This window comes from Faecalibacterium faecis, from assembly GCF_040096475.1.
Taxonomy (GTDB): domain Bacteria; phylum Bacillota; class Clostridia; order Oscillospirales; family Ruminococcaceae; genus Faecalibacterium; species Faecalibacterium taiwanense.
On the sequence record NZ_JBBMEP010000006.1, the window covers coordinates 115,132 to 138,371 of the forward strand.

Annotated in this window: 21 protein-coding genes; 4 read left to right on the forward strand and 17 right to left on the reverse strand. The window is 58.4% G+C overall.

What is annotated here, in order from left to right; all coding sequences use genetic code 11:
* Positions 1–53: 53 nt before the first annotated feature.
* A complete protein-coding gene (locus WMO17_RS04660; RefSeq protein ID WP_349137571.1) occupies positions 54–1,259 on the reverse strand; it encodes a nucleotidyltransferase family protein in 1,206 nt (401 codons plus the stop codon).
* Between the two features lie 255 nt (positions 1,260–1,514).
* On the opposite strand from WMO17_RS04660, the gene WMO17_RS04665 reads away from it, so the two are divergent.
* Together WMO17_RS04665 and WMO17_RS04670 are read left to right on the forward strand one after the other, a co-directional pair.
* On the forward strand, positions 1,515–2,711 hold the full coding sequence (locus tag WMO17_RS04665) for an acetate/propionate family kinase (protein WP_097781256.1): 1,197 nt from the start codon (positions 1,515–1,517) through the stop codon (positions 2,709–2,711).
* Between the two features lie 308 nt (positions 2,712–3,019).
* Entirely contained in the window at positions 3,020–3,307 is a 288-nt protein-coding gene (locus WMO17_RS04670; protein WP_005921120.1) for a zinc-ribbon domain containing protein, read from the forward strand.
* 113 nt (positions 3,308–3,420) lie between these two features.
* On the opposite strand, the gene WMO17_RS04675 is transcribed toward WMO17_RS04670, so the two are convergent.
* A complete protein-coding gene (locus tag WMO17_RS04675; protein WP_349137572.1) occupies positions 3,421–5,040 on the reverse strand; it encodes a phospholipase D-like domain-containing protein in 1,620 nt (539 codons plus the stop codon).
* 184 nt (positions 5,041–5,224) lie between these two features.
* Here WMO17_RS04675 and udk point away from each other — a divergent pair, with 184 nt between their 5' ends.
* Positions 5,225–5,854 (forward strand): uridine kinase, encoded by a 630-nt coding sequence (udk, locus tag WMO17_RS04680; protein WP_097781254.1) that lies wholly within the window; start codon positions 5,225–5,227, stop codon positions 5,852–5,854.
* A 128-nt stretch (positions 5,855–5,982) separates the two neighbouring features.
* Here udk and atpC read toward each other — a convergent pair whose 3' ends face one another.
* The 15 genes from atpC to WMO17_RS04755 form a co-directional block, all read right to left on the reverse strand.
* Positions 5,983–6,381: an ATP synthase F1 subunit epsilon gene (atpC, locus tag WMO17_RS04685; RefSeq protein WP_005938085.1), complete on the reverse strand. Its 399-nt coding sequence runs from the start codon at positions 6,379–6,381 to the stop codon at positions 5,983–5,985.
* A gap of 3 nt (positions 6,382–6,384) precedes the next feature.
* The gene (gene atpD / locus WMO17_RS04690; RefSeq protein WP_005938088.1) at positions 6,385–7,779 is read right to left on the reverse strand and encodes a F0F1 ATP synthase subunit beta; all 1,395 of its coding nucleotides are present in this window, start codon (positions 7,777–7,779) and stop codon (positions 6,385–6,387) included.
* A gap of 26 nt (positions 7,780–7,805) precedes the next feature.
* Positions 7,806–8,654: an ATP synthase F1 subunit gamma gene (gene atpG, locus WMO17_RS04695; RefSeq protein WP_005938091.1), complete on the reverse strand. Its 849-nt coding sequence runs from the start codon at positions 8,652–8,654 to the stop codon at positions 7,806–7,808.
* 17 nt (positions 8,655–8,671) lie between these two features.
* A complete protein-coding gene (gene atpA / locus WMO17_RS04700; RefSeq protein WP_097774385.1) occupies positions 8,672–10,192 on the reverse strand; it encodes a F0F1 ATP synthase subunit alpha in 1,521 nt (506 codons plus the stop codon).
* A gap of 51 nt (positions 10,193–10,243) precedes the next feature.
* Complete coding sequence (atpH, locus tag WMO17_RS04705) at positions 10,244–10,783, reverse strand: ATP synthase F1 subunit delta (RefSeq protein WP_349137573.1); 540 nt, start codon at positions 10,781–10,783, stop codon at positions 10,244–10,246.
* On the reverse strand, positions 10,780–11,286 hold the full coding sequence (gene atpF, locus WMO17_RS04710) for a F0F1 ATP synthase subunit B (RefSeq protein WP_005938099.1): 507 nt from the start codon (positions 11,284–11,286) through the stop codon (positions 10,780–10,782). Before atpF ends, atpH begins: the two co-directional genes overlap by 4 nt.
* A 36-nt stretch (positions 11,287–11,322) precedes the next feature.
* A complete protein-coding gene (atpE, locus tag WMO17_RS04715) occupies positions 11,323–11,604 on the reverse strand; it encodes an ATP synthase F0 subunit C (protein ID WP_005930278.1) in 282 nt (93 codons plus the stop codon).
* 53 nt (positions 11,605–11,657) lie between these two features.
* Complete coding sequence (locus tag WMO17_RS04720) at positions 11,658–12,401, reverse strand: F0F1 ATP synthase subunit A (protein WP_349137574.1); 744 nt, start codon at positions 12,399–12,401, stop codon at positions 11,658–11,660.
* Between the two features lie 3 nt (positions 12,402–12,404).
* Positions 12,405–12,905 carry an ATP synthase subunit I gene (locus WMO17_RS04725; protein ID WP_005938105.1) on the reverse strand — a complete coding sequence of 167 codons (501 nt, stop codon included), beginning with the start codon at positions 12,903–12,905 and terminating at the stop codon, positions 12,405–12,407.
* A gap of 22 nt (positions 12,906–12,927) precedes the next feature.
* On the reverse strand, positions 12,928–13,188 hold the full coding sequence (locus WMO17_RS04730) for an AtpZ/AtpI family protein (protein WP_044953278.1): 261 nt from the start codon (positions 13,186–13,188) through the stop codon (positions 12,928–12,930).
* A gap of 458 nt (positions 13,189–13,646) precedes the next feature.
* The gene (locus tag WMO17_RS04735; RefSeq protein WP_097774381.1) at positions 13,647–15,065 is read right to left on the reverse strand and encodes a glycogen synthase; all 1,419 of its coding nucleotides are present in this window, start codon (positions 15,063–15,065) and stop codon (positions 13,647–13,649) included.
* Between the two features lie 166 nt (positions 15,066–15,231).
* On the reverse strand, positions 15,232–16,359 hold the full coding sequence (gene glgD, locus WMO17_RS04740; RefSeq protein WP_005938113.1) for a glucose-1-phosphate adenylyltransferase subunit GlgD: 1,128 nt from the start codon (positions 16,357–16,359) through the stop codon (positions 15,232–15,234).
* Positions 16,353–17,546: a glucose-1-phosphate adenylyltransferase gene (locus tag WMO17_RS04745; protein WP_005938116.1), complete on the reverse strand. Its 1,194-nt coding sequence runs from the start codon at positions 17,544–17,546 to the stop codon at positions 16,353–16,355. The genes glgD and WMO17_RS04745 overlap by 7 nt, the downstream gene beginning before the upstream one ends.
* Positions 17,547–17,633: 87 nt before the next feature.
* Positions 17,634–19,850, reverse strand: a complete 2,217-nt coding sequence (gene glgB, locus WMO17_RS04750) for a 1,4-alpha-glucan branching protein GlgB (protein WP_349137575.1) — start codon at positions 19,848–19,850, stop codon at positions 17,634–17,636.
* A gap of 306 nt (positions 19,851–20,156) precedes the next feature.
* Positions 20,157–21,179, reverse strand: a complete 1,023-nt coding sequence (locus WMO17_RS04755; protein ID WP_242702886.1) for a resuscitation-promoting factor — start codon at positions 21,177–21,179, stop codon at positions 20,157–20,159.
* Positions 21,180–21,938: 759 nt separating this feature from the next.
* On the opposite strand from WMO17_RS04755, the gene WMO17_RS04760 reads away from it, so the two are divergent.
* On the forward strand, positions 21,939–23,240 hold a 1,302-nt coding region (locus WMO17_RS04760; protein WP_349137576.1), incomplete at its 3' end, for a phage baseplate protein.

Genomic DNA, 23,240 nt, shown 5'->3' on the forward strand with positions numbered 1-23,240 from the left:
CAAACCGTCCGGGCACAAGTGTTTCTGCATAAAATTTTTTCGATTATTTTTTGTCAATTCGTCAAAAAGATAATTTTTTGACGATATACTCCCCCCATCGGCCCGGGCACCCGGCGGCACAGTGCGCCAAAATCGCTGGCTCCTGCCTGTGCCGCCGCCATGCGGGCGCAGGCATCGTTTTCTTTTTCCAGCTTTGCCAGCGAGTGGCTCAGCGGCAGGGATGCATGCTTCAGCAGCACAAGTGCTTCCCGCCTTGCCCCCAGCAAATGCAGATAGGGCGGCAGGGCAGGCACGGTCTCCGCCGTATAGCCCAGTGCCGCATCCATGGCAAGGCGGCGCATCCGGGCCCGGGGGTAACGCACAGTGGTCAGCGCGTCCAGCAGCTGGGGCAGGCCAGTGCAGCTGCGCACGGCGTTTTCCAGCCGGTGGTCCAACCCCTCGGAAACGCCCCGCACTGCGGCAAAAGGTTCCGGTCGTGCACAGGCCGCCCGCAGCAGAGCCAGCTCACACCGGCCTGCGGCGGCATAGTCGGTATACATTCCGTCGATTTCCGCTTTTTTATACAGTTCCAGTGCTTTTTCCGGCACATAAGGAGTCAGCGCATCCGCGCCCTGCTCTGCCCAGAGGGCGCGCAGCGCGCTGGCACTGGCAAACTGGGCGTGGCCGCTTTCGGCAAGGGCCTGCCCGTGGCCCGCCCCCACGCGGGGCAGCGGCACCGGGGTCATGGGTGCCTCCTGTTCCAGAATGGCCTTGCAGTATTCTACTGCCAGATTGTTGTTGGGCTTATCCAACAGCGCGGCCAGTGCCGTGCCCGGGCAGAGCGCTTCCACCGCTGCCTGCCGCGCCGCCGCAAAGCTGCGGGCACCGGCTACAAGCTGGCGCTTCAGCTCGGTGCGGTAGGCCTCGCTGTTCAGTACCCGGGCAGCTTCCATCAGCAGGGCTGCGTCCGGCGTCTCTGCCCCGAACACCAGCGCATCGCACCCGGCGGCGGCAAGGATGCGCACCCCCGCCCGGGCAAAAGCCTCTGCCCCCGCACAGGCACAGGGCGCAGGCAGCGCAAATATCAGATCTGCCCCGCACTGCAGGGCGGCCTGCACCCGCACCGCTTCCGGCAGCAGCGGCAGTGCGCCGCGCTGGGTCAGCCCGCAGCTCATGGCCACCGCCACATGCTGTGCTCCCAGCGCTTTTGCCTGCGCCAGCTGCCATGCATGGCCGTTGTGAAAGGGGTCGTACTCTGCAATGATACCGGCAAATTTCATAGATAAGCTCCTCTGCAGGGCTGCTGCGCCCTCGGAAAGATTGTTAAATTTATATCGTATATACAGAAAACTGCAGTGGTTTTGCGCATTTGTGGGCAGGATGTACAAAAACCTTGTACACAAGCTTTACCGCTTTGCCCGGGTTGCGGCTTGAAAAGCCGCCCACCCTATTATATAATAAACACAGGAATCTGTAAAATTCTGTCCTCAGGTTTAAAAAGAGGGCAGACCAAAAACATACAGGAGGCAACACAGATGAAAGTTCTGGTTATTAACTGCGGCTCTTCTTCTCTGAAGTATCAGCTGATCGATATGGACGGCGAGAAGGTGCTGTGCAAGGGCCTGTGCGAGCGCATTGGCATGGAAAGCAGCATGATCACCCATGAGGCAAACGGCCACAAGGCCACCACGCCCGCCATCTTCCCCACCCACACCGAGGCATTTGCCGAGGTCGTGAAGAAAATGACCACCGGCGAAGGCAAGTGCATCAACGACGTCAGCGAGATCGATGCCATCGGTCACCGTGTCGTGCACGGCGGCGAGAAGTTCAAGGAGAGCTGCCTGATCACCGACGAGGTCATCGAGACCATCCGCGAGCTGAGCCCTCTGGCTCCCCTGCACAACCCCGCCGGCATTCTGGGCATCGAGGCCGCACGCAAGGTGTTCGGCAACATCCCCATGGTGGCTGTGTTCGATACCGCTTTCCACAGCACCATGCCTCCGAAGGCTTATATGTACGCCATTCCGTATGAGTACTACGAGAAGTACGGCGTGCGCCGCTACGGCTTCCACGGCACCAGCCACAAGTACGTTGCCCACAAGGCTGCCGAGTATCTGGAAGAGCCCATTGAGCGCCTGAAGCTGATCACCTGCCATCTGGGCAACGGTTCCTCCATTGCCGCTGTGGATCAGGGCAAGGTCGTGGACACCTCCATGGGCATGACCCCGCTGGCCGGCCTGATGATGGGCACCCGCTGCGGCGACCTGGACCCCTCTGTGGTCAACTACCTGAAGTACACCCTGAACATCACCGGCCACGAGCTGGACGAGATCCTGAACAAGAAGTCCGGCCTGCTGGGCATCTCCGGTGTTTCCAGCGACAAGCGTGACGTGGAAGAGGCAGCTGCTGCCGGCAACAAGCGCGCACAGCTGGCTTCCGACATGCTGAACTACCAGATCAAGAAGACCGTTGGCGCTTACATCGCTGCAATGGGCGGCGTGGATGCCATCGTCTTCACCGGCGGCATCGGCGAGCACGACGCGATCGCCCGTGCAAAGGTCTGCCACCACATGGATTGGCTGGGCATCCGCATCGATACCGAGAAGAACAAGCACCCCGTGGGCGATGTGTGCGAGATCACTGCCTGGGGCGCAAAGGTGCGCACTCTGGTCATTGCTACCGACGAGGAGCTGATGATTGCCCGCGACACCAAGGAAGTCCTCGAGAAGTAATCGTTTTCCAAAGGGCTTTGCAGGGGCTGCTGCACGGAATGTGCGGCAGCCCCTTTTTCATCTTCCGGCAGTTATTTTACCCAAATCAGCCCTGTCGGATTGTGCTATCTATACAAATAGCAAGGCGAATGGTTGTTTTTTGGTTGACAAATTTCAAAAAGGACGGTACAATAGAAAAGTCCTCAATTGGAGGACGTCCATTCATTCAAGCCCCTGGTAAGCTTACTGATCAGCGCGATGGTCCCAAAACCAAAGGTATGGTTACAATCCTTCCGTGGGCAAGAACTAACTAAAGAGGAGATACTACTATGTTTGAAGACAAGACTCTGGTCTGCAAGGACTGCGGTAAGGAATTTGTTTGGACTGCTGGTGAGCAGGAGTTCTACGCATCTCGCGGCTTCGAGAATCAGCCCCAGCGCTGCAAGCCCTGCCGTGACGCCCGCAAGAACGGCGGCGCACGCAGCAACAGCGGTGAGCGTCAGATGTTCGATGCTGTCTGCGCAGCTTGCGGCAAGGCTTGCAAGGTCCCCTTCCAGCCCCGTGAGGATCGTCCGGTCTACTGCTCTGACTGCTTTGCTCGCATGAAGCAGAACTAAGCGCTGATTTTTATTTAAATCGGTAACAAAAGGCCCGCTGTCGAAAGGCAGTGGGCCTTTTTGTATTCAGAGCTTCTCCAGTCTGCTTACGCAGCCATAACGGAGGAAGTCTTTCACACCAGCGGCGCAATAAACTTGAGCAGGATGCCCGCCAGATGCAGCAGCTTTTTGCCCTGCCAGATACTTTCTTTCGTCTGCTCCACCCTGCGGCACCGGGTGAGCGTATCCTGAAAATCCGCTTCCATGTTGGCAATGCAGTCGGTGCCGCGCATCCAGACCGCGTTTTCAAAGTGATGGTACAGGCTGCGGTAGTCCAGATTGATGGTGCCCGCCACAGCTTCCACGCCGTCGGCGATCACGATCTTCGCATGGGTAAAGCCGGGCTGCCACTCGCTGATCTTCACACCCGAAGAAATCAGCGCCTTGTAGTGGGTCTTGGCCAGTGCATAAACGAACCACTTATCCGGCTTGCCGGGCAGGATCAGGTGCACATCCACACCGCGCTCTGCCGCAAAGCGCAGGGCCGTTTCCAGCTCGCCGTCTAAAATCAGATACGGCGTGATGATGTGCACATACTTCCGGGCGCGGTTGAGCATATCCATGTACACCATTTCGCCCACCCGCTCACCGTCCAGCGGGCAGTCCCCGTAGGGCACCACAAAACCCTTGGCGTTTGCTGCCGCCGGGATGGGATCGGACAGGAACTGCTCAAACTCCGGCTGGCACAGGATGCTCCACATCTGCAAAAACAGTGCCGTCATGGAGCGCACGCCTTCGCCTTCCAGCATCAGGGCCGAGTCCTTCCAGCGGCCATACTTTTCTATGTGGTTGATGTACTCATCTGCCAGATTCACGCCGCCGGTAAAACTCACCTGGCCATCAATGACCAGAATTTTGCGGTGGTCGCGGTAGTTGTAGTGGGTGGAAACAAAGGGCGTGACCGGCGAGAACACCTTGCACTGGATGCCCAGCGCTTCCAGCCGGCTGGGGTAATCCCGCGGCAGGGTGGAGAACTCGCAGGTGCCGTCATACATCACCCGCACATCCACCCCCTGCGCCGCCTTGCGGGCCAGCACTTCCAGAATGCGGCCCCACATCAGGCCTTCATCCACGATGAAATATTCCAGAAAGATGTATTTTTTTGCCGTTTCCAGCTGGCGCAGCATTTCATCGAACATAGCTTCGCCGCCGTTGAAGTAGGTGGCCACCGTGTCGGCATAGACCGGAAATCCGCCTCCCTTGCCCCGCAGATACCGTGCCAGCGGCACTGCTTCGGGTGCCTGCTCCTGCAAAAGCTCCACGGTCTGCTCATTCTGCGGCAGCTGGGCGCGGGTCTGGCCCTCCAGATCCAGCAGGCGGCGCTTCAGGGCATTGTGGCCCACATCACTTTTGGTGTACCAGAACAGCGGCACGCCCAGCACCGGCATCAGCGCTGTGACCACCAGCCATGTGATGCGCACGCTGTTGTCCATGTCCTGATTGAGCAGATAGACCATCATTGCCGCTGTTACCAGCAGGGTGCCGCCAAAATAATGCGGCAGCAGCTCGCCGAACCACTGCAGCAGGCTGAACAGCGCGAACGCCTGTAAAAGCAGCAGAACCAGCACTAGGCCAAAACGGCTGAAAATAGCGTGTACCACGCCCTTCTGTCCTCGTTTGAGCAGGCGGATGCCGCCATCCTCAAACACCCGGACCTTGTCCTTCATATTTTGCTGAAATTGTTTTTTCTGCATGGCATTTTCCCTTATCTCACACATTTGCAGCCCTGGGGCTGTAAAAATGTGCCGGTTTGTGTTATGATGTACAGGAACAAGCCCGCCCGGCGCTGTGTCCCGGACAGGCAGCTTTGCACCTATTATAATCCATTCCTGCCCTTTTTTCCACCCAAAGCGGCAGGATGATGCAGGAGGGACCCCTATGAATAATCTGATCATTGGCATTGCAGGCGGCTCCGGCAGCGGCAAGACCACCCTTGCTCTGCGGCTGAAGGAGCGTTTTGGCGAGGATGAAGTGCGCCTGATCTCCCACGACAGCTATTACAAGCGCCACGACGAGCTGCCCTTTGAGGAGCGCTGCAAGCTGAACTACGACCACCCGGATGCTTTTGACAACGCTTTGCTGATCTACCATCTGCAGGAGCTGAAGGCAGGCCGCGCCATCGACTGCCCGGTGTACGACTACTCCAACCACAACCGCAGCGACAAGGTGCAGCACATCGAGCCCGCACCGGTGCTGATCGTGGAAGGCATCCTGCCCTTTGTGGAGCCGGAGCTGTGCGCCCTGTTCGACTACAAGATCTATGTGGACACCGACGCCGACGAGCGCATCCTGCGCCGTCTGGTGCGGGATGTGAAGGAGCGGGGCCGCAGTCTGGACAGCGTCATCAATCAGTACCTGACCACCGTCAAGCCCATGCACGAGGCCTTTGTGGAGCCCAGCAAGCGCAACGCAGACATCATTGTGCCCAACGGCGGCGAGAACACCGCTGCGGTGGAGATGCTGGCCCATCACATCCGTAACCTGATCGAGAAGGCAAATATGATGTAACGTCTTTACGATTTAAATGCCCTCCGCATTCGCTCTGGGCATGTTCAGCGGAAATCTTATTTTTAACTTCATCATGCACGCAAAAGGAGCCACCGCACAGTTTGTGCAATGGCTCCTTTTTTCTTATCTCAGTGGATAGAGGTACGCACCAGTGCGCGCTTGAGACGCGCCTGAGCCAGCTCGTAGTCCCGCTTGTCGAGGTTCTTCTGCGCAAGGATCTCCTCCGCGCGCTTCTTGGAAGCCTCGGCGCGGGCCTGATCGATCTCCTCGGCCCACTCCCATGTGGTGGCAACCAGACGCACTTCGCCATCCAGCACGCTCAGCAGCCCGCCCATGCAGGCGGCGCGGCGGCGCTGGCCCTCGGCATCCACGATATGGGCTTCGCCCATGCCCAGCGCGGTGCAGTAATCCCCGTGTTTGGCAAGGATGGCCAGATCGCCGTCAATGGCGCGGCAGACGATGCGCTCGGCCTGCCCGTCAAAGGCGCAGCCGTCCGGCGTGACCACCGTCAGATGAAAGGTCGTCATGGTTTACCCTTTCTTCGCTTTTGCGAACACGTCATCGATGGTGCCCGCGAACAGGAATGCGCTCTCGGGCAGCTCGTCGCACTCGCCGTTCAGGATCATCTTGAAGCCGCGCAGGGTCTCCTTGAGCGGCACATACTGGCCGGGCATACCGGTGAACTGCTCTGCCACGTGGAAGCTCTGGCTCAGGAAGCGCTGCACCTTGCGGGCGCGGCTGACCGTGCGCTTGTCTTCCTCGCTCAGCTCGTCCATGCCCATGATGGCAATGATGTCCTGCAGCTCCTTGTAGCGCTGCAGCACCTTCTGGACGGCGCGGGCGATCTCGTAGTGCTCCTGACCCACGACCTCCGGGCTGAGGATGCGGCTGGTGGAATCCAGCGGGTCCACAGCGGGGTAGATGCCCTGCGAAGCGATGTCACGGCTCAGGACCGTGGTAGCATCCAGATGGGTAAAGGTGGTGGCAGGGGCCGGGTCGGTCAGGTCATCGGCGGGCACGTAGACGGCCTGCACCGAGGTGATGGAACCCTTGCGGGTGGAGGTGATGCGCTCCTGCAGAGCGCCCATCTCGGTGGCCAGCGTGGGCTGGTAGCCGACGGCGGAAGGCATACGGCCCAGCAGTGCGGACACCTCAGAGCCTGCCTGCGTGAAGCGGAAGATGTTATCGATGAAGAGCAGCACATCCTGATTCTTCACATCGCGGAAATACTCTGCCATGGTCAGGCCGGACAGTGCCACGCGCATACGGGCTCCCGGGGGTTCGTTCATCTGGCCGTAGACCAGCGCAGTCTTGTTGATAACGCCGCTCTCGGTCATTTCGCCGTACAGGTCGTTGCCCTCACGGGTGCGCTCGCCAACGCCGGTGAACACCGAGTAGCCGTTGTGCTCGGTGGCGATGTTATAGATCAGCTCCTGGATCAGGACCGTCTTGCCGACGCCTGCACCGCCGAACAGACCGATCTTGCCGCCCTTTGCGTAGGGGCAGATCAGGTCCACGACCTTGATGCCGGTCTCGAGGATCTCGGTGGTGGACTGCTGCTCCTCGTAGCTGGGAGCAGGGCGGTGAATGGGCCAGTAGGCCTCCGGGGCCGGGGCGGGCTTGTTGTCCACGGGCTCGCCCAGCAGGTTGAACACGCGGCCCAGACACTGGTCGCCCACGGGCACTTTGATGGGTTCGCCGGTATCCACGGCTTCGGTGCCGCGCACCAGACCATCGGTGCTGTTCATTGCAATGCAGCGCACCACGTTATCGCCGGTGTGCTGTGCCACCTCGACCACCAGCTTTTCGCCGTGGTTGTCGATCTCGATGGCGTTGAGCAGCTCCGGCAGCTGGCCATCCTCAAACTGGATGTCCAGCACCGGGCCGATGACCTGGAGCACCTTGCCGATATGTTTTTCGGACATAGGCTACAACTCCTTTTTGATAGGTTTTAAATCTCCGCGCCGGCCACGATCTCGGTGATCTCCTGCGTGATGGCAGCCTGACGGGCACGGTTATAATACAGGTTCAAATGGTCGATCATCTCACCGGCGTTCTTGGTGGCGGCATCCATGGCAGTGCGGCGGGCTGCCAACTCACTGGCTACGCTCTCGCACACGGCACCGTAGACGATGCCTGCCACATACTCCGGGATGATCGCGCTGAATACTTCCTCGCTGCTGGGCTTGTACAGGATCTGGCTGCGGCGGGCATCCGCCTTCTGCTGCTCGGTAGGTTCGATGGACAGCGGCAGCACCTCCATGGTGGCTGCGGTCTGGGTCATCATGGAATCGAACCGGGTGTAGCAGATCTTTACCGCATCGTACTCGCCCTTGAGATATCCTTCCGTGATCTGGCGGGACAGCTGGAAGCACTCGCCCACCGAGACATCTGCCGCCAGCAGCACCTCCTGCGTGAACAGGGGCACCTCGTGGTGGACGAAATACTCTGCCGAGCGCTTGCCGATGGGCAGCACCAGCACCTCGCCTTCTTCGGCCCCGGCCTGCTTGAGCACGTTGGAATTGTATCCACCGGCAAGGCCGCGGTCGCCTGCGATCACGATGAGCAGGGTGCGCTTCACTTCGTCACGGCGCAGGTAGGGGTTGCGGGCGCGGGGGTCGGCCGCGGCGATTTTGGTCAAAGTCTCATGCAGCGTTTCAAAGTAAGGGCGGCTGTGCTCCACCCGTTCCTTGGCGCGGCGCATTTTGGAGGAAGCCACCAGTTCCATTGCCTTGGTGATCTGCATGGTGCTCTCTACGCTTTTGATGCGCAGCTTGATGTCCTTCATGGAACCAGCCATGCGTTACGCCTCCTTCCTTAGTGCGCCTTGACGAAGCTGTCGGTATAGGCTGTGAGCACGCTCTTAAGCTGCTCCTCAGTGTCCTTATCCAGATTGCCGGTGGTGCGGATGGTCTCCATGACGGCGGCACCCGCAGCATTGTTGTCCAGATATTCGTACAGGCCCTTCTCATACTCGGCCACGTCCGGCACCTTGACCTTCACGAGGTGATCGTGAATGGTCGCATACAGGATGGCCACCTGCTTTTCCACAGGCACGGGAGCGGAGCGGTTCTGCTTGAGCACTTCCACAATGCGCTCGCCCTGTGCAAGGCGGGCCTTGGTGTCGGCATCCAGATCGGAACCGAACTGTGCAAAGCTCTGCAGCTCGCGGTACTGGGAGTAGATCAGCTTCAGGGTACCGGCGACCTTCTTCATGGCCTTGATCTGGGCATTGCCGCCCACGCGGGACACCGAGATGCCGGGGTTGACTGCCGGCATGACACCGGAGTGGAACAGCTCCGTCTCCAGGAAGATCTGACCATCGGTGATGGAAATGACATTCGTGGGGATGTAGGCGGAAACATCGCCCGCCTGCGTCTCGATAATGGGCAGAGCCGTCAGGCTGCCGCCGCCCAGCTCATTGGAGAGCTTGGCCGCGCGTTCCAGCAGACGGGAGTGCAGATAGAACACGTCGCCGGGGTAAGCCTCACGTCCCGGGGGACGGCGGATCAGCAGCGACAGTGCACGGTAGGCCACGGCGTGCTTGGACAGATCGTCGTAGATGATGAGGACGTGCTTGCCCTGATGCATGAAATATTCGCCCATGGCACAGCCGGAGTAGGGTGCGATATACTGCAGGGGCGAAAGCTCGGATGCCGTTGCGGACACCACGATGGTGTAGCCCATAGCACCGGCCTCGGTCAGGCTCTGCACAAGGTTTGCCACGGTAGAGCGCTTCTGACCGATGGCAACGTAAATGCAGATGACGTCCTTGCCCTTCTGGTTGATGATGGTATCGGAGGCGATGGTGGTCTTGCCGGTCTGGCGGTCGCCGATGATCAGCTCGCGCTGGCCGCGGCCAATGGGGATCATGGAGTCGATGGCCTTGATGCCGGTCTGCAGCGGCTCCTTGACCGGCTGACGGTCGATGATGCCGGGAGCACGGCTTTCAATGGCGCGGAACTCGGTGGTCTCGATGGGGCCTGCGCCGTCGATGGGCTGGCCCAGCGCGTTGACCACACGGCCGATCATGGCTTCGCCCACCGGCACGGACACCACCTTGCCGGTGCGCTTGACAGTGCTGCCTTCCTTGATGCCGACGTCGGAGCCCAGCAGAACGATGGAGACGGTGTTCTCCTCCAGATTCTGGGCCATGCCGTATTCGCCGTTATCAAACTGAAGCAGCTCACCTGCCATGCACTTTTCCAGACCACTGGCGCGGGCGATGCCGTCGCCCACCATAATGACCGTGCCGGTCTCGCTCTGCTCGATGGCATTTTCGTAATGCTTGATCTGCGCACGGATGATCTTGGAGATCTCTTCAGGTTTCAGTTGCATCTTTGTTTGTTCACCACTCAATTCTTAAAAATCTTTCGGGTGGAAATTCGATCACAGTGTCACGGAAGCAATATCCCTGCGCAGGGCGGCCAGACGGTTCTGCACCGTGCCGTCCAGCTCGGTGCCTTCGATATCCAGCCGGATGCCGCCCAGCACTGCCGGATCGACCTTTGTTTTCAGGTCGATGGTCTTGCCGGTGAGCTTTTCCAGCTTTTCGTGCAGGCTCTTTGCCTGCTGCTCCGTCATTGCCACTGCAGTGGTCGCCGTTGCTTCCAGAATGCCGTGCGCCTGATTGTAGCGCACACGGTAAGCCCGTGCACAGCCGGACAGCTCCCGCAGGGTGCCCTTCTCGCACAGGATCTTCAAAAAGTTCAGCACATAGAGGTGGACCTGATCCCGCAGTGCTTCATCCAGCAGGCCGCAGCGCTCCTTTTTGGGGATGCTGGGGGTGCTGAGCAGATGCAGGTAGTCCGGGTTTGCCTTAAAAAGCGCCACGGCTTCGTCCAGCTCACCCAGAATGCGGGCCTCCAGCCCTTCCTCCGCCGCCAGATCGTACAGGCTTCCGCCGTACATCCTTGCAGTCTCGGTCATGATGCTTCACCCACATTTTTGATAAATTCGTCGATCAGATCCTTGTGGTCCTTCTCGCTGATCTCACGCTCCACCACCTTGGAGGCGATCTCCATGGCGATGCCGCCGATCTCGTCCTTGACCTCGTTCACGGCCTTCTTGCGCTCCTGCGCAATGTCGGCTTCGGCCTTCTGCTTGAGGGCAGCAGCCTGCGCGCGGGCCTCGCCCACGATCTCTTCGCCGCGGGCGGTGGCCGTCTTCTGCGCATTGGCTACGATCTCGTTGGCCTCGGTGCGGGCATTCTGCAGGTTCTGCTCGTACTCTGCCTTCATGGCTTCGGCTTCGGTGCGCAGCTTGGTGGCATCGGCGATCTGGCTGTCTGCCTTCGCCTTGCGCTCTGCGATCACGTTTTTGACCGGATTCAGCAGGAACTTTTTGAAGATGAACAGCTGGATCATCAGATTGCAGATCTGGGCCAGAAAGGTCCAGCCGTCCAGCGTGATCAACGCCTGGTACAGTTCCATAAGCGTCTCCTTTCGTTATTTTGTAAAAGGTTCCGCTTATGCCAGGAACTTCATGAACATACCGGGTGCCAGGAAGATCAGCAGCAGGCCGGTGACGAAGCCGTAAATACCGGTGGTCTCGGAAAGTGCAACGCCCAGGATCAGGGTGCTGGTAACGTCGCTCTTGCACTCGGGCTGACGGCCCACAGCTTCACAGGCAGCAGCTGCTGCGTTGCCTTCGCCGATACCAGGGCCGATACCTGCGATCAGTGCGCAGCCTGCGCCGATGCCGCAGCCTGCCAGAGCGATACCACGAGCGAGGTACTGAAAGTCAGTCATAAGATTTGTCCTCCAAAAAAGTTTTTTGTTTTGGGAGATGCCGTTGTGAGGGCTTAGTCCTCACCGGCAGCACGTTTGATGAAAATTGCGGTCAGGGTACAGAAGATGAACGCCTGAATGCAGCCGCCGAACCAGTCGAAATACAGGCCCGTAAAGGCCGGGATGCCGATCTGGAACAGCTGGATCTGGCTCAAGGCACCCGGCAGCCAGCCGAAAATGACGTGGCTCAGGCTTGCCAGCGCCCAGTACAGCAGTGTGGAAATGACCGTACCGGACAAGATGTTGCCAAAGTGACGGAACGCCATACTGACGGGGGTGGAAACCTCCGACAGCACATTGATGGGTGCCATGATGAAGATGGGGTCCAAAAGACCTTTCAGGTAGGAAAGGATGCCGTTGGTCTTGATCTTGTAGTACATGATCAGCACGAACACCACAATGGCCCACGCCGCCTCGGTGTTCAGGTCGGCTGTGGGGCTCCACAGGCCGATGACACTGATGAGGTTGCAGCCGATGCTCAGAGCGAAGATCGCGCCGATGAGCGGGATATACTGATCAAAGTGATAGCCCATGTTGTCGTGCACGAACTGGTCCAGCCGTTCTACGATGAACTCGGCGGCGGCCTGCCGCTTTGAGACATTTTCCAGCTTGAGGTTGCTGCCCAGCCAGATGGCAAAACCCGAAAGCAGCGCCATGACGATCCAGGTGCTGACTAAGGTCTGGGAGATCTTGAAATCACCCAGCAGGGGGATGTCCGTATGGATGGTATACAGGATCTTTGCGCCGTTCAGTTCCATTTGTTACGTTTCACCCCCTTCGTCACGGGGTTCAGCTTCCGGCTCCGGTGCGGGTTCGGGGTCGTCCTCCACAGAGACGTCCACCGAAGGCCCGGCCGGTGCAAGAGGCTTGTACTTGCCGGTTATTTGCAGGTAGTAGATCGTAACGCGCGGGAAAAGCAGGGGCAGAACACCGGCAAACGGCTGGAACACCGGTGCCCCGATGGCAACGATGATCCACACCGCCTGCAAAAGCATCCGGACATTGTAGGAAGCCTGCAATGTCGCTTTGCGCCGTTTCTCATCCTGCTCGTCGATGACCTTCTGGCACACGAGGCAGATGCCCGCAAAGTTGCCGATGGCCACGGCCGCGCCGATGAGACTGCCCAGAACAACAGTGTAATCAAATTTCACCCAGCCAACCAGGTGCAGAGCTGCAAAGATCACCCACATGACGGCGGTACAGATGGCCGTGCCGCAGGCAATGCGGGTCAGCTCCTTTTTGGATTCCGGCTGCAGTTTCATAAAGGGAAACCTCCTGTTAAGTTTACTGATGCGAGTTGAACCCCACCCGCTTTGGTTTTTCCTTTTTGGTGCGGTCCATGTGTTCCTTTGCAAAATACCAGAAGTTCTGTGCCCCGGCAGCAAGCCCCAGCAGGATGGCCGGCAGGAACACCCATTCCGGCCAGCTCCAGTTGTTCACCGCCCACCATGCACCGCCCAGACACATGACCAGCGGCAGCAGCATATTCAGGCCCAGCTGGGTCAGCCAGACAAGATCCTCCAGTGCCTTATACCAGCCCTTCAACCTGCGTTTCCTCCCTGTGTGATGTGCCTTTGCAAAAGCCAGATTCTGGATTCTTTGCCAAGGATTTGCAATCAGCAAAAAATCTTATAACGATAGTATAATTCAAACCGGCCGTTTTTTCAATCAATTTTCCACTGTTTTCTAGTAAAATTTCATAGTTTGTTTACACTAATGCCGTAACTGTACGCCCTGTATGGAGTTTGTGCGTCTGCGGGCACATCAATACCAAAAGTTTGATGGATCTATTGTGCAGAATGCAAAAAAAACGGGCGAACCCTCTCAGGCGCTGACGCGCCAGCTCTCCCGAAGGGCGAGCTTTTATGCATCTTTCGGGCAGCACAAATAAAGCTCCCCCTTCCGGGGGAGCTGCTGAGCGAAGCGAAGCTGAGAGGGTCACACGAAAAAGCCGCCCGGCTCTTTGGGAACCGGGCGGCAGCCGTTATGCAGTTTTCAGGACATTACCAGAGGTTTGCGGTCTCGTTGTACAGGCCCTCGTAGCTCTTGGCGGAGACATCCCAGCTGAAATCGCACTCCATGCAGTGATGCACGAGGTTCTTCCAGTTCTCCTTGTCATAGTAAGCATTCTGTGCGTTGCAGCAGGCCACATACAGCTCGTGGGCATTGTAGCCCGCAAAGGTGAAGCCGTTGCCCTCACCCATGGTGCTGTCGTGGATGGAGTCGCGCAGACCGCCGGTCTCGCGGACGATGGGAGGCGTGCCGTAGCGGCAGGCCACCATCTGTGCCAGACCGCAGGGCTCGCTCTTGGAAGGCATGATGAAGGCATCTGCGCCTGCGTAGATCTCCTGCGACAGGGCCGGCTCGAAGCCGATGTAGGTGCCAACGCGGCCCGGATGGCGTGCGCACAGGTCAGAGAAGAAGTTCTCGTACTGGCTCTCGCCGCTGCCCAGAATGACCAGCTCGATGCCGCGATCCACCAGGCCATCGGCGATGCTCTGCACCAGATCAAAGCCCTTCATGCCGACCATGCGGCTGACCATGGCAAAGACGGGGCTGCCATCCTTGTTCAGGCCGAACTTATCCTGCAGGGCTTCCTTGCACTTTGCCTTGCCCTCTTCAAAGTTGGTGATGTCGTAGTTGAAGGGGATGTTCTTATCCGTAGCGGGATCGTTGGAATCGGTATCGATGCCGTTCAGGATGCCGCACAGCTTGTACTGCTTCTCGCGCAGCAGGGCGTCCAGACCATAGCTGAACCACGGGTCGAGGATCTCCATGGCATAGGTGGGGCTGACAGTGGTGATCTTATCGGCAGTCTCGAAAGCACCCTTCATGAAGTTTGCGCAGCCGTCGTACTCTACGATGTGCTGGTCGCGGCGGCCGATGCCGCAGGTGTCCTCCAGAATGTCGGTGCCGTACTTGCCCTGATAAGCGATGTTGTGGATGGTGAAGATGGTCTTGATGCGGTTGAACTTATCCAGATGGCGATAGTACAGGTTCAGGTACACCGGCACCAGAGCGGTCTGCCAGTCGTTGCAGTTGATGATATCGGGGGTGAAATCGATGTAGAACAAAGTCTCTAAAACGGCGCGGGAGAAGAAGGCGAAACGCTCGCCGTCATCGTAGAAGCCGTACAGGCCGCGGCGCTTGAAGTAATACTCGTTGTCCAGGAAGTAGTAGGTCACGCCGTTCCGCTCGGTCTTGAACAGGCCGCAGTACTGGCTGCGCCAGCCCACGGGGACGGAATAATTGGTCACGTACTCCAGCGTATCACGGAACTTCAAATCGCCGTACAGGGGCATAATGACGCGGGCATCCACGCCGTCCTTGACCAGAGCCTTGGGCAGGGCACCCGCAACGTCGGCCAGACCGCCGGACTTTGCAAAAGGGGCAGCTTCCGAAGCAGCATACAGGATTCTCATAGGATCGCTCCTTCCATATAGTGGGATATTTTCGTTCTCCCCCACCGCCCTTGCAGGCAGCACAAACCATTTTTACAAAAGAGCAGGCGGGGGCACACAGATGCCCCCGCCCCTCTCAAGAGGGGCTACCGGGGAGGAAGCCGCCCCTATGGATAACTCAGTAAAATCAGACGGTGTGCTTCTTCTGCACGTACACCGGGAAGCTCTCGGTGCCGGACAGCTTCTTGCCGGCAGTGATCTTCACGTTCTTATCGGTAACAACGCAGTCCAGCTCGGCATTGGCTTCCACCACCGTATCCTGCATCAGCACGCAGTTCTTGACGACGGCACCCTTCTTGACCTTGACGCCGCGGAACAGCACACAGTTCTCCACCGTGCCCTCGATGACGCAGCCGTCGGCCAGAATGGAGTCGGTCACCTTGCAGCCCGGCACATAGCGGGTGGGGTTGTCGTCGCGGATCTTGGTGTAGACCGGGCTCTTCTTGGGGAACAGCTTTTCCAGATTTTCGTCATCGGTCAGCTTGAGGTTCTCGTCGAAGTAGCTCTTCATGTCACAGACATGTGCCACATAGCCGGTGTACTCCAGAGCGTGGATGTTCAGGATGTTGACATTGTGGGCCAGAATATCGCGCTCGAAGTAGATCAGGCCGCGGGAGGTCGCATCCCGGACCAGCTTGAGCAGGGTCTCGCGCTCCAGAACATAGATGTTCAGGTCAAGGTTCTGCACGCCGGGGCGGTAATCGTTGAACAGCAGCTCGGTCACACGGCCGTCGGCATCAACGGTCAGGGTGTAGTTGTCATTCTTGCGGCCCTCGGGGATCTCGGTCTTCTGGTAAGCGACGGTCACATCGGCACCGCTTGCCTGATGGGCGGCCAGCAGGGCGTTGAAGTCGTAGTTCAGGGCAACGTTGGCGTCGCTCATGACCACGTACTTTTCCTTCTGGTTCTCCAGGAAGTTCATGATAGAGCCCAGAGCTTCCACACGGCCGGAATAGATGCGCACGCCCTTCTCAGCGAAAGGCGGCACGATGTTCAGGCCGCCGTGACGGCGGGCCATATCCCACTCACGGCCGGTGCCCAGATGATCCATCAGGGAGTGGTAGTTTTTGCGCACCACGATGGAGACATTGGAGATACCGCAGTTTGCCATGCTGGACAGAACAAAGTCCACCATACGGTAGCGGCCCGCGAAGGGGATCGAAGCCATTGCGCGCTCGGTCACCAGCTCGGGGACGGTATTATCATAACTGTTGGGGAAAATAATACCCAACGCATTGGTGTTCTGGCTCAGCATACTTCCATACCCTCCTTGACGGATTCAAAGACTTTGGCACCTTCCTTGACGGTTGCGCCTGCGCCGACGGTCAGGCCGGTGCCCACATGGGCAATGGGGCCATCGCCGCCCACTCGTGCACCTGCACCGACCACAACATCCTCCGCCAGGATGCAGCGCTTGACAACAGCACCAGCCTTGACCACAACGCCGTCCATCAGGACTGCGTCCTCAACGGTAGCGCCCTCTTCCACAACAACGCCTGCGCTCAGCACAGAGTGATGCACATTGCCGTAGATCTTGCAGCCCTCCGTGACGAGGGAATCCTGCACCACAGCGCGGGGGCCGATCTTCTGCGGAGGCAGGACCGGGTTGCGGCTGTAGATCTTCCACTTCTCGTCAAAGATATCGATGCCGGAGTTTTCGGGATCCAGCACTTCCATGTTGGCTTCCCACAGGCTGTCGATCGTGCCCACGTCACGCCAGTAGCCGGCAAAGCGGTAGGCGTACATCTTGCGGCCGTCGCGCAGCAGGGCGGGGATGATGTTCATGCCAAAGTCGTTCTTGGAGTTGGGGTCTGCTTCGTCCTCTTCCAGATACTTCTTCAGCACATCCCAGTTGAAGATGTAGATGCCCATGGAAGCCAGATTGGACTTGGGTACCGGGGGCTTCTCCTGGAACTCAGTGATGCGGTCGTTCTCATCAGCCACCATCAGGCCGAAGCGGGAGGCTTCCTTCCAGTCCACTTCCATAACAGCCACAGAGAACTCTGCGCCCTTTTCCTTGTGGAAGCGCAGGAAGTCGGCATAGTCCTGCTTGCAGATCTGGTCGCCGGACAGGATAATCACATACTCGGGATCGTAGCTGTCGATGAAACCGATGTTCTGGTAGATGGCGTTTGCAGTGCCCTTGTACCAGTCGGTGCCCTTTGCCTGCTCGTAGGGCGGCAGGGTGTGCACGCCGCCGTGCAGACGATCCAGATCCCAGGGCTGGCCGTTGCCGATGTACTCGTTCAGCTTCTGGGGCTGATACTGGGTCGCGATGCCAACGGTGTCGATGTTGGAGTTCACGCAGTTGGACAGCGGGAAGTCCACGATGCGGTACTTACCGCCGAAGGACACTGCGGGTTTTGCCGTTTTCTGTGTCAGCGCGTACAAGCGCGAGCCACGTCCACCGGCAAGGATCATTGCCACAATTTCTTTTGCCATAGCTTTATTCTCCCCTTTAACATTAACATTTCCGTTGTTCGGAAATGAGCGTCAACATGTGCGGTATGGGTCGGCCGAAGAGCCGGGTCATTCCTTGGGCTCCTTCGGTTTGCGGGTGCGTTTTGCGGGTGCTTTTTCCGCCTTGGGTTCTGCCTCTGCCTTGGGCTTGCGGCCGCACTTTTTGGGTGCTTCCTCGGCCTTTTCCGGCTCAACCTTTGCCTTGCGGGCGGTCTTTTTCACCGGCTTTTCCTCTGCAGAGGCAGCTTCTGCCTTGGGCTTGCGGCCCGGCTTCTTTACCACCTTTGCTGCAGCTTTCTCCGCAACGGTCTTTGTCTTTTTGGCTGCAGTCTTTTTTCCCGCCTTATCGGTCTTGTCCGCTGCGGCCTTGCGGGTGCGCTTGGTGGGCACTTCAAAATACAGGGTGCTCATGGGCGGCAGGGTGATGGTGATGCTCTGCTCAAAGCCGTGCATCGGCTTTTTGTGGGTGCGCACGGCCTTGTTGTGGACTGCGCCGGAACCGCCGAACTCTGCATCGTCGCTGTTCAGGATCTCCTTGTAGGAGCCTGCCACCGGTGCGCCCAGCGTGTAGCCCTCGCGCAGGACGGGGTTGAAGTTGCACACCACAAGGATCTGCTTGCCGGAGGTGTCCTTGCGCAGGAAGGCGATGACGCTCTGCTGCGAGTCATCCGGCACGATCCACTGGAAGCCCTCCCAGCTGTAATCCACCTGCCAGAAGGCGGGATGCTCCTTGTAGAAGGCGTTCAGGGTCTTGACGTAGGTCTGCAGCTCGGTGTGCTTATCGTAGCCCAGCAGCATCCAGTCCAGCGGCTTTGTCTCGTTCCACTCAGCGAACTGGCCGAACTCCTGACCCATGAACAGCAGCTTCTTGCCCGGGTGGGCCATCATGTAGCCAAAGAAGGTGCGCAGGTTTGCAAACTTGGCGTCGTACTCGCCGGGCATCTTGTTGATCAGGCTGCCCTTGCCGTGCACCACCTCATCGTGGCTGATGGGCAGCACAAAGTTCTCGCTGAAGGCGTAGAAGAAGCTGAAGGTGACCTTGTTGTGGTTGCCGGAACGGAAGAGCGGGTCAGTCTTCATGTAGCTGAGCATATCGTTCATCCAGCCCATGTTCCACTTGAAGTTGAAGCCAAGGCCGCCGTCCGAAGCAGGCTTTGTGACCATGGGCCATGCAGTGGATTCTTCCGCGATCATGTACTTGTGAGGGTGACGGCCCAGCACGGTGTCGTTCAGCTTGCGCAGGAAAGCAACAGCCTCCAGATTTTCCTTGCCGCCGTCCTTGTTCGGCTCCCACTCGCCCTGCTTGCGGTTATAGTCCAGATACAGCATGGATGCCACCGCGTCCACGCGCAGACCGTCGATATGGTACTGCTCCAGCCAATACAGTGCGCTGGAGATCAGGAAGCTCTGCACCTCGCTGCGGCCGAAGTCGAACACCATGGTGCCCCACTCCTTATGTTCGCCGCGCTTCGGGTTCGGGTCCTCGTAGCAGGCCTCGCCATCAAAGTTGTACAGGCCGAACTGATCCTTCGGGAAGTGAGCAGGCACCCAGTCCATGATCACACCAATACCGGCGGCATGGAGCTTATCCACAAAGGCCATCAGGTCCTTGGGGGTGCCGTAGCGGCTGGTGGGTGCAAAATAGCCGGTGACCTGATAGCCCCAGCTGCCGTCAAACGGATATTCCATGACCGGCAGCAGTTCCACATGGGTATAGCCCATCTCTGTGATATACGGGATCAGCTCGTCTGCCAGCTCGGAATAATTGTAGGGCTTGCCGCCCTCCTTCATCTTCCAGCTGCCGGCGTGCATCTCGTAAATATTCATCGGGCTGTTGATCACATCAGCCTTTTTCTGTGCTGCCTGCCATGCATCATCGTGCCACGCAAAACCACTGATATCGTAGACCTTGCTGCCGTTGGACGGGCGGGTCTCGGCGTGGAACGCATAGGGATCGGCCTTATAGACCAGATCACCTGCGCGGGTGGTCACGCAGTATTTATAAACATCATATTCCTTCATGCCCGGGATGAACAATTCCCATACGGAATCGCCATCCACCTTGCGCATCGGGTGGCTGCCCGGCTTCCAGCTGTTAAAGTCGCCCACCACGCTGATGGCTACAGCATGGGGTGCCCACACGCGGAACACCACACCTGCTTCACCGGCACGCGTTTCCATGTGTGCGCCAAAGTAGCGGTATGCTTCACAGTTATTGCCCTGTTTAAACAGATACACCGGCAGGTCCGATGCATTGCTCTGGATCTTCTCCTCGGTCGGTTTCATAGACTGCTCCTCCCCGTACAGATGCACAAAGCGCACCTGTAGCTTTTTACCCTTTTATATTAAAGAATTTCGGTCTGTTTTTCAAGAGTTTCGCCGCATTTTACTGTAAAATTTACCATAATCTTTTCGTTGATATTTTTTCCTTATATACATACCCGCCAAATTTTTACAAATTTTATGGTGAATCCTGCCAATCTGACAATAAAAAAGAGCCTCTGCACACCCTCCCAAAGGGAAGGTGTACAGAAGCTCTCTGTTTCTGTTGAAAATTTTCAGTTCCGGTTTCCCCGGTTCTTTTCAGCCTGCTCAGTCCACCACGTAGACGTTCACCTGAATGGCTCCATTGATCACGCTCTCGGCGTAGGTCTCGTAGAACAGGTCCACAAGGATCTGGCCCTTCTGCACGGCAATGCCGGTATCGGTAGCCACCGCATAGCCGTACACGAACTTGCCGTCGGTGGAGGTGATATACAGCTTGGTGCCGTAGGGGATCACATCCGGGTCCACAGCCACAGTGCCGTAGCCCAGACCCAGCCCGGAAGAACCCTTGCCGGTCTTGGAATAGTAGCCGGTGGCCTTTCCGGTGAGCACCTTGCTGTAAGAGGCGGGTGCATTGGTGGTGCCGTCCGGGCCGGTCAGCGGGGAGACCGGCGCGCCTGCGCCATAGGTCTTTACGATGTGGTTGGTCGGCTCCACAGTGGTGGTGGAATCCACCACGATGCTGTTTTCCAGTTCGCCGTCCACATAGCGGTCGCGGGTGGTGATGGTCTGCTGGCCTTCCGCACCATGGCGCACCGTGGTGGCGCGGCCGGTGTTGCGGAAATACAGGCTGGTGTAGACGTACTCGGTATCGTAGGGGATGGCCTGCGTCTCCACACGGTCGGTGTAGTCCACGCGGTGCACCGTGATGGTGGAACCTGCGCTCACCAGCTGGTCCAGAGCAGGCTCAGTGTAGTCGTCACCCTCCAGGGTGATACCGGCACGCTTCAGGGCATCCGCCACGGTGCCGAACACCATTTTGACGGGGTACTCCTGACCGTCGGCAGTGATGCTGACGGAGAATGCGCGCTCAATGTTCAGGGCGGCAAGATTGCCGCTGTAGGCCGTGTAATAGACCTGATCGCCCTCTTCGGACTGGATGCCGGAAAGGTTCATAACCTGTGCAGGGTCGGTCTCGGAGGTGAGGATCACCTGCCGGGCACCATTGGAGTCTGTGACGTAGGTCAGCCGCAGATTCGCAGCGGTCACACTGAGTGTAGCCACAAGGCACACGACCATGACACAAAACGCCAGCACACGGGGAGAGACTGCATGCTTGCAGTCAGACAATGCTTTCTTCAATTTTACGGAAGCGATACGAGACAACTCCTCTCTTTTCAAAATTGGCTGCGGCTGCGGACATGTTTTTCATGCCCCGGCCGCCCGGACTGCAGGGCGGGCAGAAGCCATCTGGCCCCACAATCAAATACGATGCCCTCTTTTTGGTAAAATCGAGCATCGTATACAATTTGGACTCCGCTGCGGAGAGTGCAGTTACCCTCCCGGCCCGGACCCCATCTGCCCGCGCCGCGCCGTATATAAGACGGCTTTTTACTTCATCCAGATAAATTTTAAACGCTGCAACGTCTGTTGGTTCCGTTGAGCGGCTCTTATTTTACCAGTCCAATGGCCATTTGTCAAATCACCTTCTCATACTTTGTTAGTTTTTTGACGTTATTTTTTGTGCAACTTTAACATTGTTTTCTCCAAAATATTGTTTTTTCGGTTATTTCCTTCCGATTTTCGACCTGTTTTCTGGGGTGTTTTGTTCACGAATTTTTAACATTTATTTTGGACTTTTTGCACCGGAAACTGCACTTTTGGGTTCGTTTTCCCATGCGGCAAGCGGCCAAAAATCGCTGGTTTTCCGTACAAAGCCACCTCTTTTTCATCCCATTTTTCACCCACAAAGAACTGTGCGAATTACTCATGAAAAGCGCCTCCCGGCAAAATGCCGAAGCACAGAAATTTGTGCAGCAAAAGACCACACTGGCAGCTGCCGGGCAGCGGCTGTACAATCAAACAAAAAGCAGAAAGGAAGGTTTTCAAGTGAACATCAAGATCATTCAAAGGCAGTGCGGCGGCACTGAATTTCTGTCCCAGCCGCACCGCCTGCACCTCGGTGCACAGAACGCTGCCGGTGTGGACGAGCTGTGCTTCACGCTGCCGGAAGCATGGGCCGGGTGCACCGTTGCGCTCTACCTGCGCCGCAGCGACGGCACCCTGCTGGCACCGGTCTCACTAGACACGCAGCACTGCGTCACCGTGGACCGCCGCCTGACCGGAAGCACCGGCGGACAGTGGATGCTGGCAGCCATCGATGCCAGCGGCTACGCCGCCTATACCCGGCCCGGCAGCTACGACACCTACGCCATCCTGCCCACCGACGGCGGCGCGGAAGAGCTGCCGCCCTCGCAGTATGAGCAGTTCGTGGCGCGTGTGCTGGAAAGTGCCAGTACCGCTTCCACCGCCGCGCAGCGTGCCGCAGCCAGTGCTGCAAGCACGGCATCCAATGCGGCACAGGCCCAGACCGCGGCACAGCGCACCAGCGCCGACAGTGCCGCTGCATCCCGCTGTGCAGCCCGTGCCGAGGCTGCTGCCGCACGGGCAGAGGAGCTGGTGCCTACCGACGGTCAGGTAGTGAGCGTGAACGGCAAAAGCGGCATCGTAAAACTGACGGCGCAGGATGTGGGGGCGCTTCCCTGCCCGGCAGTTCCGGTCTCCGGCCAGCTGCTTCGGGTGCTGAGCGTGGACCCCAACACCGGGGCCGTGTTGACCGATACTGCCGCCATGCCGGATCTGTCGCCCTATCTGCGCAGCAGCACGGTGCCCACGGCTTCGGCCCCCGGCGCAGTGCGGGTGGACCCCGCCTGCGGCATCAACGTGCGCAGCGACGGAACTCTGATCATCGCACCAGCTGCCCGCGAACAGCTGGACAGCATGACGGATGCACTTCTGCCGCTGACCGCAGCCCTGCTGCCTTACGGCGTGAAGAAGGCTCTGACCACCGCCGCAGCCGCCGGGGAATGGACCGCTGCCGAAAAGGCAAACGCCCTGCGCACCTTCGGTGCCGATTTTTCTTCCTATTATACAAAGGAAGATGTCGATGCTCTGCTGGCCGCACCCAGCTCCGCTGCCTACCCGGTGGGCAGCATCTACCAGAGCACCGACCCCACCAGCCCTGCCGCCCTGTTTGGCGGCACATGGGAGCAGATCGCATCGGAGCGCGTGCTGATGGGTGCCAGCAGTAGCCACGCAGCGGGCACCACAGTAAAGGCCGGACTGCCGAACATCACAGGCTCTTTTGTCGCGGATGTAAAAAAGGGTGAACATAAGGTATCCGGCGCATTC